13 protein-coding genes are annotated in these 16,201 nt (G+C 57.3%); 11 read left to right on the top strand and 2 right to left on the bottom strand.

The window, feature by feature from the left end:
* The first annotated feature begins 3 nt into the window (after nucleotides 1–3).
* From KZO34_RS01785 to KZO34_RS01750, 8 genes are read left to right on the top strand one after another with little or no spacing between them, the layout of a single operon-like run.
* The gene (locus KZO34_RS01785) at nucleotides 4–1,656 is read left to right on the top strand and encodes a tetratricopeptide repeat protein (protein ID WP_219472742.1); all 1,653 of its coding nucleotides are present in this window, start codon (nucleotides 4–6) and stop codon (nucleotides 1,654–1,656) included.
* A complete protein-coding gene (locus KZO34_RS01780) occupies nucleotides 1,653–4,460 on the top strand; it encodes a tetratricopeptide repeat protein (RefSeq protein WP_308318750.1) in 2,808 nt (935 codons plus the stop codon). Before KZO34_RS01785 ends, KZO34_RS01780 begins: the two co-directional genes overlap by 4 nt.
* A complete protein-coding gene (locus KZO34_RS01775) occupies nucleotides 4,450–4,923 on the top strand; it encodes a tetratricopeptide repeat protein (protein WP_257900138.1) in 474 nt (157 codons plus the stop codon). The genes KZO34_RS01780 and KZO34_RS01775 overlap by 11 nt, the downstream gene beginning before the upstream one ends.
* 3 nt (nucleotides 4,924–4,926) lie before the next feature.
* Entirely contained in the window at nucleotides 4,927–5,295 is a 369-nt protein-coding gene (locus KZO34_RS01770; protein WP_257900137.1) for a hypothetical protein, read from the top strand.
* A gap of 15 nt (nucleotides 5,296–5,310) precedes the next feature.
* Nucleotides 5,311–5,958: a MotA/TolQ/ExbB proton channel family protein gene (locus KZO34_RS01765; protein ID WP_219472741.1), complete on the top strand. Its 648-nt coding sequence runs from the start codon at nucleotides 5,311–5,313 to the stop codon at nucleotides 5,956–5,958.
* A gap of 46 nt (nucleotides 5,959–6,004) precedes the next feature.
* Nucleotides 6,005–6,535, top strand: a complete 531-nt coding sequence (locus tag KZO34_RS01760; RefSeq protein ID WP_219472740.1) for an ExbD/TolR family protein — start codon at nucleotides 6,005–6,007, stop codon at nucleotides 6,533–6,535.
* Nucleotides 6,532–7,020: an ExbD/TolR family protein gene (locus KZO34_RS01755; protein ID WP_219472739.1), complete on the top strand. Its 489-nt coding sequence runs from the start codon at nucleotides 6,532–6,534 to the stop codon at nucleotides 7,018–7,020. Before KZO34_RS01760 ends, KZO34_RS01755 begins: the two co-directional genes overlap by 4 nt.
* Nucleotides 7,013–7,999, top strand: a complete 987-nt coding sequence (locus KZO34_RS01750; RefSeq protein WP_219472738.1) for an AgmX/PglI C-terminal domain-containing protein — start codon at nucleotides 7,013–7,015, stop codon at nucleotides 7,997–7,999. The genes KZO34_RS01755 and KZO34_RS01750 overlap by 8 nt, the downstream gene beginning before the upstream one ends.
* A 47-nt stretch (nucleotides 8,000–8,046) precedes the next feature.
* Here the strand turns inward: KZO34_RS01750 and KZO34_RS01745 are convergent, their stop codons facing one another.
* Nucleotides 8,047–8,532, bottom strand: a complete 486-nt coding sequence (locus tag KZO34_RS01745) for a MaoC/PaaZ C-terminal domain-containing protein (protein WP_219472737.1) — start codon at nucleotides 8,530–8,532, stop codon at nucleotides 8,047–8,049.
* Nucleotides 8,533–8,718: 186 nt separating this feature from the next.
* Between KZO34_RS01745 and KZO34_RS01740 the strand changes: the two genes are divergently transcribed.
* The 3 genes from KZO34_RS01740 (at nucleotide 8,719) to KZO34_RS01730 (ending at nucleotide 15,748) form a co-directional block, all read left to right on the top strand.
* Nucleotides 8,719–10,392: an AMP-binding protein gene (locus KZO34_RS01740; RefSeq protein WP_219472736.1), complete on the top strand. Its 1,674-nt coding sequence runs from the start codon at nucleotides 8,719–8,721 to the stop codon at nucleotides 10,390–10,392.
* 239 nt (nucleotides 10,393–10,631) lie between these two features.
* Nucleotides 10,632–14,492 carry an ATP-dependent RNA helicase HrpA gene (gene hrpA / locus KZO34_RS01735; RefSeq protein ID WP_374706513.1) on the top strand — a complete coding sequence of 1,287 codons (3,861 nt, stop codon included), beginning with the start codon at nucleotides 10,632–10,634 and terminating at the stop codon, nucleotides 14,490–14,492.
* A 134-nt stretch (nucleotides 14,493–14,626) separates the two neighbouring features.
* A complete protein-coding gene (locus KZO34_RS01730) occupies nucleotides 14,627–15,748 on the top strand; it encodes a beta-ketoacyl-ACP synthase III (RefSeq protein ID WP_219472733.1) in 1,122 nt (373 codons plus the stop codon).
* A gap of 7 nt (nucleotides 15,749–15,755) precedes the next feature.
* Here KZO34_RS01730 and KZO34_RS01725 read toward each other — a convergent pair whose 3' ends face one another.
* Complete coding sequence (locus KZO34_RS01725) at nucleotides 15,756–16,163, bottom strand: acyl-CoA thioesterase (RefSeq protein ID WP_219472730.1); 408 nt, start codon at nucleotides 16,161–16,163, stop codon at nucleotides 15,756–15,758.
* Between the last annotated feature and the right edge of the window lie 38 nt (nucleotides 16,164–16,201).

Raw genomic sequence — 16,201 nt, 5'->3', positions numbered from 1 at the left:
CACATGACTCACCCGATATTCAAGCCTGCCGTTCGCATAATCTCCAGCCTGGTGCTGTGTGTTACGGCACCGTTGAATCTGGCTGCCACCGCCGGAACGCCGGGTGAACTCCAGTCCGGGTTGGTCCGGTTTGCGCTGGCGACCGACCAGTTGCCCCCTGTAATGGGTTTTGTGGACAGCCTGCAGGGGGAGTCAGCGGCGTTCCTCCGGGCACAGCTGTTACTGAGTACTGGTCGAGCGAATGAGGGCTTGGCAGAGCTCAGGCAGGTTGCTGATGGGCAGCACCATCGCGGAGAAGCTGCCTTGCTGGTCGGCCGGATTATGCTGGCTCGAGACAAGTCGACCGAAGCGGAGCAGTGGTTTGAAAAGGCCGCCCGGTTCGGATTTGGCGAGACCCGGGAAGAGGCATCCTATGAACTGGCCGAGCTTGCCCGAACAGCGGGGCGGACGGATAGAGCCGGGCAGATTCTGGCCGGGATGGAAGAGGGCTACTGGGCGGCAATGGGTTACCTCAATCTTTCCAGCGATTATTCGAGGCAGGATCTGAATCCGACACGTGCGCTGGTAGCTCTTCGTGTCGCGTTGGCCATGGCAGAGAAAGACAGCTTTGTTGAGCGCAACAGTCACCTGAAAAGCCGCTTGCTCGTTCGCGCAGGTTATCTGGCCTTGCAGAATGGAGAGCATGACAAGGCTATAGGGTTTCTGGAAAAGGTGCCGCTTGACAGTTACAGCACTCCACAGGCGCTTTATCTCCACGGGCTTGCACTGGCGGGGAAAGGAAATCACCGCGCTTCAATGCAGAGTTGGCACCGGGCGAAAAAATTTCCACTCGCTTATCCGGGGGTTGCTGAGGCCTGGATCGGCATGGGTCGCGGTTTCGATCTCTCGGGTTACCTCGGTCAGGCAGGAGAAGCCTATCTGGCCGCGAATGCCGCTTATGAGAGCGAGCGGGTAACGCTTCGGAAACTGGCTGACCGCATTCGTCAACAAGGCGCCTACAAAACCTTGGTGGGGGATGCCCGGAACTCCGATCTTGAGTGGTTTCTGGCAGACAGCCGCACATTAACGCAACCCCGAATGGCCTATCTTTTTGAGTTCCTTGAGCAACCGGCCGCTCAGGAAAGTGTGAGACGGGTCGCTGATCTTAATGAATTTAACCGGATTCTGGCTCAACAAACAGGCGACCTGGCGGTGTTCGTTGAGGCTCTTGAGGAACAGTTAGCCACTTTGGATGGCCAACGGGGAGAGGTCTCCTCATCGTTAAAACGCAAACAAGAGTCTCTGGAGAAGACCCTCGAGCGGCTGGCCGTGTCCGGACTCAGTTCGGTTCAGCAGGGGCAGATCCGCCGATTATCCGAAACGCTTACCCTGTCTGCCAGCAGCCTCGACGACCTTGAAGCCCGCGCTCAGGAACGTCCGTCGGTGCTCAAGCAGCAGCTTCGCCACGCCCGAGCGCTGAAGACACAAACAGAGGATTATCAGGCCAGGGTTAACCAATTGGGCCAGCAGGCTGAAAGGCTTCTGGACAAGCGGGCATTGGACTATGTGGCAGAGCAGGACCGGCGGATGGCCTTTTCGCTCGACAAGACCGAACAGCAGATAGCTCACCTCTATGAGTACCTTGCTCTGGAAAACCTGGAGGAGGCCAATCGGTGAAGTGTCTGATTCCTGCTCTCCTATGCTTTTCACAGATAGCCAGTCCGGCATTGGCGCAGGACTCGTTCCGGGTGGAGCTTGGCCGGGACGGGGAGACAATTGGCGACATGCGCCCGGTATTTCTCAAGTTTGAATCCCGGCCGTTGCCGGCGATTTCGCCCGCCGAGGTCGCGCGTCGCTATCAGCGCCTTTTCGATTCCTCGGATGAGCCGGAAGTGCGGATTGATGCGCTGAACCGTCTCGCGAATATCCGCGATCGTTCCGGACAGGACGTAGGGTTCTCGCCCGCAGAAGAAGAGCGAGTGTATCGGGAGGTGATCGACAGTTACGAGTCCATTCTGTCCCGTGGGTCTTTCAGCGGTCGACTGGACGAACTGCTCTACCAGATGGCCAAGGCGCATGCACTCACGGGACAGGCCGAACAATCCATCGAACGTCTCAAGCAGCTCGTTGGTCTTTACCCCGACTCCGAACTGGTGCCTGAGGCCCGGTTCCGAATTGCCGAATCAGCTTTCTCCGCTGGCGACCACGCCGAGGCGGAATCGGTTTATCTCACCTTGATTGAATCCGAAGAGCAGGGCCCGCTCAGGACGAAAGCCGGATACATGTTGGGCTGGAGTCAATTCAAACAGGGTCCCTCGGCCTGGGAGCGTTCAGCCAGAACCTTCCTCTCCGTACTTGATGAGTTTTTACCGACCCCGGAAAGCATCCGTGATGTTGACCAGTCCAGTGTCGATACCATTGACGATACCTTTCGTGTTCTGGCCTTGATGGCCGCCAGGAAGACGGGGCCCGGCAGTCTCATGGCGTGGCTTGATACGGCACCAGAAAGGCACTGGGCGTATCTGCTGTTTGACAGGCTTGCCGACTATTATGCGATCCGTGGTGAGTTTTCAGAGAGCGTGGACACCAACCGGGCGTTTGTTCGCTATTCCCCGGATCACCCGATGAACGCTCTCTTCATGGCTCAGATTGCGGAGGTCTGGGAGCGCGCAGGCGATTTGCCAAGGGCGCGGGCCGCGCGGGCGGACTACGTGGCCATGTTCAGCGCGCCCGGAAAGTACGACAGTCTTTCCAACTCCGATCAGCAGCGCTGGAAGCGGTTCAGCCGGCGTCTGGCGGACTTTTATTACCAACGGGGCTCGTCGGCATCCAAAGGTGGCTCCTATTCGAAAGCCCGGGAGGCATTTTCCAGATCAGCTGGCTACTACGAGGCTTTGGCGAAACGTAGCGCCCCTTCGGGGGCCTTGCTCAGGTTGGCGGGTGATGCCCGGTTGCAGTCCGGGGAGTATGCTGCAGCCCTTTCAGGTTTTCAGAACGCCGCCTATGCCGAAGAGGAATATGGCGAGGCCGCTGATGCCGGATGGGCGGCTGTGGTGCTGCTCAGAGAAGGCGTTGACGACATTCGTCGAACACCTGAATTCCAGCCGGATCTGGCAGCGCTCTCCGTGGAGTCTGAGCGTTTTGCCGAGCGTTTTTCTGACGATCCCCGTCTCCCCGGTTTGACGGCGGATCTGGCAGCACGATGGTTCACGGAGGGCGATGCAAAACGCGCCCTTCATTACGGAGAGAAAACCGTCGCGAACGAGCGTGCCTCTGCGACCGAACGCTACCCGGCCTGGCTCACCTTGGCCAAAGTTCGGCAGCAGCAGGGTGAGTATGGGCTTGCGGAACGAGCTTGGAAGCAGGTCCTGGAAATCATGTCGGAAAACGAGATTGAGGGGCTGGAGAGGGACGCCGGCGCATCGGTCAGGCAGCAGATGGCAACGGCGATTTATCGGCAGGGCGAACTGGCTGCGGCGAATGGCAATACTGAAATCGCTGTAGACCATTTCAAGCGGGTGGGCGCTGCGTTACCGAATTCAGAAATCGCCACCAGAGGCCGCTATGACGCCGCCAACGCACTGCTGAAAGCCTCTCAATTGTACCCGGCCATCAACGAGCTCAATCGCTTCCGTCAGGATTTTCCGGGCCATCCATTGACCGAGGAGGTTAGTGCCAAGCTGGTTCACGCCTATGTCGCGTCAAACCAACCGGCTTCCGCCGCCACGGAGTTGTTGAACGCGGCTGGAAACGCTGAGGATCCCTGGCCTTTAAAACTGAGGGCTGCTGACCTGTTCCATCAGGCAGGCGAGACCGTGAACCGAAACGCCCTGTACCGGGACTATCTGTCGGCTCATTCGGATGCCGATACCGCCGGCCAACACCTCCAGATGCAGACAATGCGGCACCGGCTCATGGAGAGCGTAAGCGACCGTTATGAGCTGCAACAGGAGCTGGTTGATCGCGAATTGGCGAGCCCCTGGCACTCGGAACAGACACTTGCCTGGGCAGCCCGGAGTTCCATGGCACTCGGTGCAAGAGCTGCCGCGAGCTTTTCAGGTATGTCATTAACCCATCCGTTACCGGAGTCCCTTGATCGCAAGCAGCGGGCATTGGAAAGCGCACGGCAACGCTTCCTGGATGCGGAAAAGCTCGGTGGCGAGCAGATGCGATCCGAGTCGCTCTACCGCCGCGCCGAACTCTATCGCGTACTCGCCCGGGACCTGATGGGATCAGCCGTGCCCACCGACCTGAACGAACTGGAATCCATGCAATATCAAATGTTGCTGGAAGAGGAAGCCTTTCCTTTCGAAGAGAAGGCGATTCGACTTCATTCCGAGAACCATCAGCGCATCGCCGCCCAGGGTTACGATGCCTGGATTGGCAAAAGCCTTGGGGTGCTGGCCGACATGAATCCCGGTCGTTATGACCGCTCGGTCCGCTGGATGACATGGGCATTGGAGGCCAGTGATGATGCTTGATAGATGGGGTGTCCGCCAGGTTTTCGTGGGGCTTTGTGTCGGAGTGCTTGCAGCCTGCTCGGGACCGGTCGTGAAGGAATCGGAACCCGTCAGTCCGGAGCTGGCGCTGGAATTTGCCCGAGAGGGTAAACAGGCCTATGAGCAGGGCCGTAAACGCGCGGCTGAACAGGCCTGGCGACAGGCAGTCGAACTCAATCCTCAAGACCCGGTTGTGGTTAACAACCTCGCGGTACTGCTGCAAGAAGAGAAGAAGTTTGCCGAGTCCGCGTCACTGTTAGAGCGAGGGTTGCGCTATTCACCAGAGGTGGCCGAGTTGCATTACAACCTGGCTGTGATTGCCGAGTTGTATTTGCTGGATCTTCAAAAAGCCCTGACCCATTACGAAAGGTACCGTGAGATTTCCGGAGTGGAGGACAAAGTGGTGGCCGGATGGATTGCTGACCTGCAAAGAAGGCTGGATTAAGTGATGGCGAACCGAACCCTGAACGGCAAACCCTGGCTGACGTTCTTCGCCTGGATCGCACTATTTCCGGTGTCCAGCATCGCTGCTTCGCCGGCATCGGCTTCTGCCGGCGATTCCCGATCTGACCGGACCACCCTCACGGTCGAGGGTATTTCAGCGAGTATCGGTGAGGACAATCCCCGTGTTCTCTACATTCTTCCGTGGCAGGCACCAAGCCTGCCACGAAGGCCCAGGCAGGCACTGGAAGACAAGGCGCCAGAACTAGTCCAACCGGTTAATCCGGTCACGCTGGAGCAGCACCGGGTGTTCCGGAAAACTCTTAATCCCCTGGTTCTGAGTCCCGGTCGGGATTCAGCCGTGACGACGCAGTAACGACGGAGAACAAACATGCTGGATACAGTGATCAGGTTTTTTCAGGATGGCGGCCCTTTCATGTACCCCATTGCGGTGGTGCTTGCAGTCGGTCTCGCTATTACCCTCGAACGCTTTTTCTACCTTGCGTCGGTCCGGCGCCGAAACCGTACGGCTTTCGAAAAGGGAATCCTGCCACTTCTCCAGAAGCGGGATTACCATCGTGCAATGAAGGCAGCCAGCACTTCTGACAGTGCTATCGCCTCAATCATGGGCGCGGGCATCGGCCGTCTGCTCAATAACAGCCGCCGGGAGGACATTGAGTACGCCATGGAGGAGGGCTTGATGGAGGTGCTCCCGAGGCTGGAAAAACGAACGCAATACCTTGCAACCCTGGCAAATGTTGCAACCTTGCTGGGTCTGCTGGGTACGATTATCGGGCTGATCTCAGCGTTTACCGCTGTGGCGGCGGCGGATCCCTCACAGAAGGCGAGCCTGTTGTCCGAGAGTATCTCCGTAGCCATGAATACCACGGCATTCGGGCTGATGTCCGCCATCCCACTACTGATGTTCCACGCCTTACTTCAAACCCGCACCAATGAGATTGTGGACAGCTTCGAGATGGCCGGCGTCAAATTGCTGAATATCATCTCCGATCAAAAAAGCCAGGGTGCCGTTGCCTGATGCTGGGAAACGGATATTGGGTCGAAAACAGCGTGGGTAACCCTGTATGAGACGCCGACATCGCAAGTTTGCCAGTTCTCCAGAGCTGGATATTACGCCGTTCATGAACCTGATGATTGTGCTGGTGCCTGTCTTGTTGCTGGGAATGGTGTTCAGCCAGATCAGGATGATTGAACTGAATTTTCCAGGGACCGGGAGCGCAGAGGACCTGACGCCGAAGGAGCTCAAGCTGGTAGTAACCCTGATTCCTGACGGTATGGAAATCGCCGACAGCAAGCACGGCGTTATCAGGGCATTGCCGGTTACCGATGGCGAGCAGGATTTCGTGGGGCTGAGGCAGGTATTGCAGCAGATAAAACGCCGTGTCCCGGACAAGACCGACATTGTGCTCGAAGTCGGGCCGGATATCGACTACCAGACCCTGGTAACCGCCATGGATACGGTCCGGTCATACCCAGCGGTGGTTGCTGCCAGTGTCGTCGAAGGCGAGCTTTTCCCGGACGTTGCGCTCATGGATGCTCCGGAGAACAGGGAGCTGGCAAGCCGAGAGGGTTCTGACTCCGGGGAGGGCGCATGAAGACCTCACGAAAGGCCCGCAGGATTCAGCGTCATTATGGTCGGATGCACAAGGCGGGGGGGCTCAATCTGGTCTCGCTCATGGACATTTTTACCATCCTGGTGTTTTTTCTGATGGTTAATTCGTCCGACGTCAAAGTCATGCAGAATACAGCGGACGTGCCGTTGCCGGAATCTTCCGCCAAACAGGCCGCGGTGGAGAATCTTACGGTCCAGGTTACCGGTGGCTCCATTCTGGTTCAGGGCCGGGAAGTGGCACGGCTGAGTGCGATTGAAACCAGCGATACGCACATCCCGGGCTTGTCCAATGAGCTCGCCTATCGCCGGGGCAGGTGGTCGGAAATTCCCGAACAGGGTCTGGAAATAACGATCATGGCGGGTAGGGATACCGACTACCGACTGTTGCGCAAAATCATGCAGACCTGCGTTGACGAGCAATTCCGGCAGGTTCGTTTGGCTGTCGAGGCGGAGGTGCGCAATGGCTGAAGCCCGGGATGCACTGGAACAGGGGATGGGACTGCCGTGGCGGTCCGCGAAGGGAGAACACACTCGATTCGCGTTGACTGCCGCATTGGTGGCAATTGTCTTCCTGCCGCTGGCCGTATTGATTCCGATTCTCGACGTTCCAGAGATCGAGCGCTCCCAGGCCGAGAAGGTTCCGCCTCAACTGGCGCGCCTGGTTGAGCGGCCTGAGCCGGTCAAGCTCCCTGACCCTGTGCGCCCGGAACCGGAGCCTGAACCGCAAATTGAACCGGAAATTGAGCCGGAACCAAAAAAAACGGCTGAGCAGCGTCACGATCCGCCCGCGCCGGAGGTTGCGCAACCCGCCCCCGATCCGGTTCAGCCCAGGCCGACGCAGCAAAGCGTTGAGCAGGCTCGCGAAAAGGCATCTCGCTCGGGTTTGTTGGCGATGAAAGATCGACTGGCGTCATTGCGAGAGGTGGACGATGTTGTCACCGAACGGATGCATGCAAACGCCAGTGCGGACGGGCCGCTATCCGGGACCGAAGCGGCTGGTGCGGGAGATGTGTTGAAGGGCAGTGGGGGCGTTGAGGATGCCGCGGCGCCTGATGCGACGGTTGCGGTTCAGGGGCACCGGGTGAAGAAGGTCGAGGTGGCCCCCGAACCAGCCGTTCAGGAGGTGACAAAGACTGTACCTGCGAAGCCGACGACCGGTGAACGCGCGATGAGCAACATACGGAAGGTCTTCGATGCGCAGAAGACCGCCTTGTATTCACTGTATCGACGGGAGTTGCGGCAGGATCCTACGCTGGAAGGCAAGGTATTGCTTGAGCTGGTAATTGAGCCGGACGGTTCTGTTTCCGCGTGTCAGGTTGTCAGCTCGGAACTGGAGAACCCTTCTCTGGAGCAGAGGATTGCCATGAGAGTACGCCTGTTCAACTTTGGCCCGGACAACGTCGAAACACGAAAGGTCCGGTTTCCCATCGACTTCCTGCCGGGGTAGTAACGGGGGAACGGGATAGCCCTGTTCCCCCGATTCACCGGAACGTGTTATCCCTCAATGGTGATCTTGGGCAGCCGGGGTTTTTGCAGGGAGACTTTTTCCGTCGGCGCAATCACCTTGGCCTCTCCGGATACCACTTTCTGGCCATTCTGGTTTTGTACGTCACACTGGAAAACCACCCGTTTTTTGGGCTCTTTTCTCAGAACACTGAGTGTTACCGTCAGCGTATCATCCAGTTTTACCGGACGCTTGAAGGCAAGGCTCTGTTCCAGGTAAATCGTGCCCGGTCCCGGCATAACGGTGGCCAGCGCGGCAGAGATCAGTGAGCCACTCCACATGCCATGGGCAATCCGTTCCTTGAACATGGACTCGGCGGCAAATTCCGAGTCCAGATGGACCGGATTCACATCGCCGGAAACCGCAGCGAACAGCACCAGTTCCTCTTCCGACAGGGTCCGCGTGAAGGTGGCACTGTCGCCCTCGTTCAACTCGTCGTAGGTGATATTTTCAAGGGTATCAAGGGTGTCGCTCATGGTGTGCTCCGCACGATTGTCATTCAAGTACAGGTGTTCAGGGTTGTTTTCTGAAAACTACCTCATCGTTAACAAAACTGCTATTCTCTCCCCTCTTTTTTGAGGCTGAGACTTTTGTAGGGTTGATTTTTGATCAGCTTTGCATTGGTGAACATTACAATCAGAAACGCCAAACAGGAGATGGTGATGGATTTGGAGCAGTTCTATCAGGACAAATACCCCGCCGGTGTTCCCCGCGAGGTCGACCTGAACAAGTACAGCAGTATGGTTGAAGTGTTCGAGCAGTCCGTAAAGAAATACGCGGACCGTCCGGCTTTCAGTGCTGTTGGCGCGACTCTCACATACCGTGACCTGGACACCCAGAGCCGTAACTTCGCCGCCTGGCTGCAGAACAAGACCGACCTGAAGCCTGGTGATCGTATCGCCGTCCAGATGCCCAACGTAAGCCAGTATCCTGTGGTTGTTTTCGGCGCCATGCGGGCGGGCTTGATTGTGGTGAATACCAACCCGCTGTACACCACCCGGGAAATGGAGCACCAGTTTAACGATTCCGGCGCCAAGGCATTGGTGGTGCTTGCCAACATGGCCGAGAATGCCGAGAAAGTTCTGCCTCACACCGGTGTTGAGCACGTGATCATCACCGAGATCGCCGACATGCATTCGCCGATCAAGCGCACCTTGATGAACACAGTCATCAAGCACGTGAAAAAGATGGTGCCGCCGTTCAATATCCCCGGTGCTCACAAGCTGCCGGCGGTACTCAGCGCGGGTGCCCGTGAAAAGTTCACACCGGTAGAGTGCAAGAAAGACGATATTGCCGTGCTCCAGTACACGGGGGGAACCACCGGTGTCGCCAAGGGCGCCATGCTGACCCACGGCAACCTGGTGGCGAACCTGCTGCAGACCCGCCCAATGATGGGGGACATCGTTGTCGAGGGTCAGGAGGTAGTGATTGCGCCTCTGCCGCTCTACCACATTTACTCCTTCACGTTGAACTGCGGCATCATGCTGGAAGCGGGCGCGCACAATGTGCTGATCCCGAATCCCCGTGACATTCCGGGGTTCGTGAAAGAGCTCAAAAACCACAAGTTCACGGCGTTCCTTGGTCTGAATACGCTGTTTGTTGCGCTCTGCAACAACGAGGAATTCTGCAATCTTGACTTCAGTAGCCTCAAACTGACCTCCTCGGGTGGTATGGCCCTGACGAGCGACACCGCAAAGATGTGGGAGCGGGTGACAGGTTGTGAGATCTCCGAGGGCTACGGCATGACCGAGACCTCGCCCGTCGTTACTTTCAATCCGCATGTGGCGATCCAGTTGGGCACCATCGGGCTTCCGATTCCGTCCACCATGATCAAGACCATTGATGATGATGGTAACGAGACGCCGCTGGGTGAACCGGGTGAGCTGTGCGTCAAGGGGCCGCAGGTCATGCGTGGTTACTGGCAGCGTCCCGAGGATACGCAGAAGTCGTTCACCGAGGACGGCTACCTGAAAACCGGTGACGTTGCACTGATTCAGGAAGATGGCTACATCCGGATCGTTGATCGCAAAAAAGACATGATCATCGTCTCCGGCTTCAACGTATTCCCGAATGAAATTGAGGATGTGGTCAGCAGTCACCCCAAGGTTGTTGAGTGCGCTGCTGTTGGTATTCCGGACTCCAAGAGCGGTGAAGCCGTCAAGGTGTTCCTGGTTCCGACTGCCGAGGGTGTTACCGAGAACGAGCTGAAGGAATTCTGCCGGGAGCGACTCACCGCGTACAAGGTTCCGAAGCATTATGAGTTCCGCGAGGAATTGCCCAAGACCAACGTCGGCAAAATCCTGCGCCGTGAATTGCGCGACGAAGCCAATAGTTAAGGCTGTTGGACGGGCACCCCAGGTGCCCGGAACCGCGCGACGTTACAGTTGCGATGGAAACCCCGCTCTGGCGGGGTTTTTCCGTTTTTAAGACAAGGCCTTTCCCGCTAGACTATCGCCATTCTCAGAAAACCTACCGCGAACGAGAGCAACCCTGCATTTTGATGACAAACACAACTTCCGATAACGCCAGTGCTGCAAACCAGAAGCCGGACGGAAAGCCCGCCGTCAATGCCCTGATGGAGCAGCTGGAAGCCTGCAACCAGCAAGAGGCGGCCCGAATCGTCAAGACGGTTGCCCGTTCGAAAGGGAACCCGGGCCAGAAAGACCTGGAAAAGATGGATCGATGGCTGCAACAGGGCCTTGAAACAGTCCAGCGGCGACGGCAGCAGCACAAGCCCGCCTCATTCCCCGAGGGGCTTCCAGTTTCAGAGCGGGTCGATGACATCCGTGAGGCGATCGAGAATCATCAAGTGGTCATCATTGCCGGGGAGACCGGTTCGGGAAAGACCACGCAAATTCCCAAGATCTGCATGAACAGTGGGCGCGGCATTCGCGGCCTGATTGGCCATACACAGCCACGCAGAATCGCTGCCCGGAGCGTTGCCGCCAGGATCGCAGACGAATTGGGGGAGCAGGTCGGACAGCAGATCGGGTATCAGGTAAGGTTCACCGATAACACCTCTGAGCAGTCCCGGGTCAAAGTCATGACCGACGGGATCCTGTTGGCGGAAGTTCAGCACGACCGATTCCTCGATCGGTACGACACGCTGATCATCGACGAGGCTCACGAGCGCAGCCTGAACATCGATTTTCTCCTGGGATACCTGCGACAACTTCTGCCCAAGCGACCCGACCTGAAGGTGATCATCACCTCGGCCACCATTGAGGTCGAACGGTTCAGCGAGTTCTTTGATCAGGCGCCGGTCATTGAGGTCAGCGGTCGAACCTACCCGGTGGATATCCGTTACCGGCCGTTGACCGGCGACGAGGATGATCGCGATCAGGGATGGACCGACGGTGTTCTGGGTGCACTCGACGAGATTGAGCAGCACGAACGGGCACAGAAGCAGCCGCCGGGTGATGTCCTGGTGTTTCTGCCAGGCGAGCGGGAAATCCGTGCCCTTAGCAAAGTATTGCGTCACGTAGACCTGAAGCATACCGAAGTGCTGCCTCTGTACTCGCGCTTGAGCAACCAGGAACAGAACCGGGTGTTCCAGTCCCATCGCGGGCGCCGGATCGTTCTTTCGACCAATGTTGCGGAAACCTCGCTGACCGTGCCGGGTATTCGCTACGTCATAGATACGGGTGTGGCACGGATCAGTCGGTACAGTGTCCGATCCAAGATTCAGCGTCTTCCGATCGAGCCGATTTCCCAGGCCAGCGCCAATCAGCGTGCAGGGCGGTGCGGGCGTGTTGCCCCGGGTATCTGTTTCCGGTTGTACGACGAGACAGATTTTATCAACCGCCCGGAGTACACCGACCCGGAGATCCTGCGGACCAATCTTGCCTCTGTCATTCTGCAAATGGCGACGTCCGGACTAGGTGAAATTCGACACTTTCCGTTTCTTGAGTCACCGGATAGGCGGCAGGTGAACGATGGCTATAAGTTGCTCGAGGAACTCAGCGCGGTCGATGACAAGCGCCGTGTTACCAAGTTGGGCCGGACCATGGCTCGGTTACCGCTGGATCCACGCCTGGCACGGATGCTGGTAACGGCGGCCGGGCAGGGCAGTCTTGCCGAAACACTCATTATCATTGCTGGCCTGAGTGTTCAGGACCCGAGGGAGCGACCTCAGGAAAAACAGCAGGCGGCGGACCAGGCCCATGCGCCGTTCAACGACAAGGAATCGGATTTCGTCACCCTCCTTAATATCTGGAACTTCTATGAGGAACAGCGCCAGGAACTGTCTCAGAACCAGATGAAGAACGTGTGCCAGAAGCATTTTCTCAGCTGGATGCGGATGCGTGAATGGCGTGATATCCACCGGCAGCTCACGCTGATTTGTCGTGAGCAAAAGCTGGCTTTCAATAAGAGCGCGGCAAGTTACGAGGCGCTCCACACGGCCATCCTTGCCGGGCTGCTCGGGCAGGTTGCGGTTAAAGTCGAGAAGAAAGAGTATCTGGCGACCCGAAACCGGAAAGTGCTGATCTTCCCGGGGTCCAAAGTGGCCAAGACCGGGCCGAAATGGATTGTGGCCACTGAGATTGTGGAAACCAGCCGGGTATTCGCGCGTATGGTTGCCGCTATTCAGCCTGAATGGATTGAGCCGCTGGCGGCACACGTAATCAAGCACCATTACTTCGAGCCACATTGGGAGCAGAAGCGGGCCCAGGTAATGGGCTACGAGAAGGTGACGCTCTATGGTTTGGATGTTGTTCCGAAGCGCCGCATTGCCTACAGCAAAATAGACCCTGAGGAATGTCGAAACCTGTTCATTCGCCGTGCCCTGGTGGAGGGTGATTACCAGTCGAAGGCGCCGTTTATTGCCCGCAACCGGGAAATGCTCGATTCCGTTGAGAATCTCGAGAAAAAAACCCGGCGCAGGGATCTTTTGGTGGACGACGAGGCACTGGTGGCCTTCTATGACGAGCGTTTGCCTCAGGACATCGTCAGTGGCCGACACTTCGAGAGCTGGTGGAAGAGCCTCTCTGTCGACCAGTTAAAAAGCCTGGAGCTGACCGAAGAGGATATTCTCCAGCGCCCTGTAGATGATCGGGCTGGTGATCTTTACCCGGATTATCTTGAGTGGGAAGGTGTCCGGTATCCCTTGAGCTACGAGTTTGAGCCCACCAGTGAACGCGATGGCGTCACCCTTCAGGTTCCGCTGATGGCGCTCAAGCAGATTCCGTCCCGACGGCTCGAATGGCTGGTGCCAGGTCTGCTTCGAGAGAAGTGTGTGGCACTGGTGAAAGGTCTGCCCAAATCCCTTCGGCGTAATTTTGTTCCGGTACCGGATTTCGTGGATGCGGCGCTTGCAAACCTTCAGCCTTCCAATGAACCGCTGGCCTTGCAGTTGGGTGAGCAGCTCCGGCGTATGACCGGCGTCCAGATTGATCCGGATGCCTGGCCGGATTCTGACCTGCCCCGCCACTTGCGAATGAACCTCAGAGTGCTGGGCGACGGCGGGAAAGTCATGGCTGAGGGCCGGGAGGCGTCCCGGCTTCAGGACCAGTTAGAAGGTAAGGCGGAAGAGGCATTGGCGTCGGCAACCAGTGAATCCAAATCAGCCGAGCCGACTGGTGAGTATGACGAATGGTGTTTCGGGGAGCTCCCTGAGCAGGTACGAACCGAAAAGGGCGGAATGCAGATCACCGTTTATCCAGCGCTTGAAGACATGGGTAAGACTGTTCGTCAGATTCGGTGCCTGGACCGTCTGACCGCCGAGGACACGACACGCCAGGCCGTTGCCCGACTGATACTGAATCGATTCGGCCGAACCCTCGACGATCTGGAGCGAAAGCTGCCCCGATTCAAGCAATCGGCGCTTATGTTCGCACCGGTCGGGCAGGCGAGGGTATTGCTGGACGATCTGTTGCTTGCCACCGCCATTGAGCATTTTCTGAGCGACAGTCTGCCCCGGACCCAGGAAGATTTCGACGAGGTTTTTGATCGCCACCGCGGCGACTTTATTCCTGCCCTTGAAGAAGCGGACGAACGTCTTTATCAGGCCATGTCTGGCTATCAGAAAGTGGCAAAGCAACTGAAGGGAAAGATCTCTCTGGCCCTTGCCAACAGCATGGCGGATCTCAAATTCCAGTTGCAGAACCTGGTCTATCCGGGGTTTCTCGTTGCCACACCGTCTGAATGGCTTGCGGAATTCGGGCGGTACTTTGATGCGGCTCTGATCCGGCTTGAGAAAATGCCTCGGGAACTAGGACGGGAACGGGAGTTCCTGCACACCATCGAACCGCTTTGGTCCCGTTTCGCCAGCAAACGGGATGAGCAGCAACGGCAGGGAATCCGGGATCCGGAACTGACCACCTATCGGTGGATGCTGGAAGAGTATCGGGTTTCCTTCTTCGCCCAGCAACTGGGCACTGCGATGACGGTATCGATCAAGCGGCTGGACAAACAATGGGAGCTGACCCGGGTGTAGCTCGGGGCGAGCCTTGCACCAATCCGGTGCCGCTTGCACGGTTTGCTGGCGGGCAAATGCCAAAGACTGTGTTAGTATTTCTGGCAGCGTTACCGACAAGTTTTCAGTTTTCATAACCATGACGTGGGGTTAGTGTGATTAAAGCCGTCATTAGCGGGACCGGTCTCTATACACCGCCGGAAACCATCGATAACGACGAACTGGTTGAAGCGTTCAATCAGTACGTTGAGCTGTTTAATTCCGAGCATGCGGATGACATTGCACGAGGAGAGGTGGCCCCTTTGCAGCCGTCTTCCTCGGCCTTTATCGAAAAGGCCTCGGGCATCAAGCGCCGGCATGTCATCAACAAGGACGGCATTCTCGACCCGACACGGATGACTCCCCTCATTCCCGAACGCAGCAATGACGAGCATTCGGTTCAGTGTGATATGGCGCTGTCGGCCTGCAAGGAAGCACTTGAGCAGGCGGGCAAGACGGCGGCGGACGTCGATGCGGTCATTGTTGCCTGCTCCAATCTGCAGCGGGCGTATCCGGCCATTTCCATCGAGGTCCAGCAGGCGCTGGGCGTCAACGGATTCGCCTACGACATGAACGTGGCCTGCAGCTCTGCCACGTTTGGCCTTCAGGCTGCTGTTAATTCGGTTGAAAATGGCGCCGCACGATCCGTGCTGGTGGTCAGCCCCGAGATCTGTTCGGGTCATCTGAATTTTCGCGATCGCGACAGTCACTTCATTTTCGGTGATGCGTGCACCGCCATCCTGGTCGAGCGGGAGGAGAATGCCGGTTCGGGTCAGGGCTACGAAATCCTGGGGACCAGCCTGAAGACACAATTCTCGAATAACATCCGGAACAATTTCGGTTTCCTGAATCGGGCAGACGAATCTGGTATTGGCAAGCCGGATAAGCTCTTTATCCAGCAGGGTCGTAAGGTGTTCAAGGAGGTGTCTCCGCTGGTGGCCGAGACCATTCAGAATCAACTCCAGGGTTTGTCACTGGCGCCGGAGGACCTGCGCCGCATGTGGTTACACCAGGCCAATCTGAACATGAACCAGTTGATCGCCCGAAAAGTTTTGGGTCGGGATGCCACCGAGGATGAAGCCCCGGTGATTCTTGATGAGTATGCCAACACCAGTTCTGCAGGCTCCATTATTGCGTTTCATAAGCACAAGGAAGACCTGCAGGCCGGGGACATCGGAGTCATTTGTTCGTTCGGTGCCGGTTATTCCATCGGCAGCGTCGTCGTTCGCCGCCGCTGACTTGCTTCTATCCAGCTGCCAGCGCCCTCAGGGTGTCTGGTAGCCGGGTTGAAGTGCGGGTTTGACGGTCAAACCAGACTACTTTGGCATATCCTTCCGCGTATACATCCCCGGTATCAGCGTCTGTGATCACATGGTAGGTGTCCAGGCTGGTATTCCCTGCCTTGTCAGCGTATGTTTCCACCACCACTGTAGCCGGATGGCTCAGCTCCTTCAGAAATGTTGCACTGGTCTTTATAATAACCGGTCCGGTGGGTTCTTCAGGGCCTCCCAGATCCAGCGAGGCGAGCCAGACTATTCGGGCTTCCTCAAAAAAACGGAAATAAACCGTATTGTTGGCGTGGCCGTAGGCGTCCATATCGCCCCAGCGAAGCGGCGCTGTAAGGCTGCAGACATGATTACCCGGTACTGGCATTGGCTCTCTCCGGAACAATGACTTGAATAATGATAAGA

Origin of the sequence: Marinobacter sp. F4206, from assembly GCF_019392195.1 — a bacterium.
GTDB lineage: Bacteria > Pseudomonadota > Gammaproteobacteria > Pseudomonadales > Oleiphilaceae > Marinobacter.
This window is presented reverse-complemented; position numbering and strand designations above follow the sequence as displayed.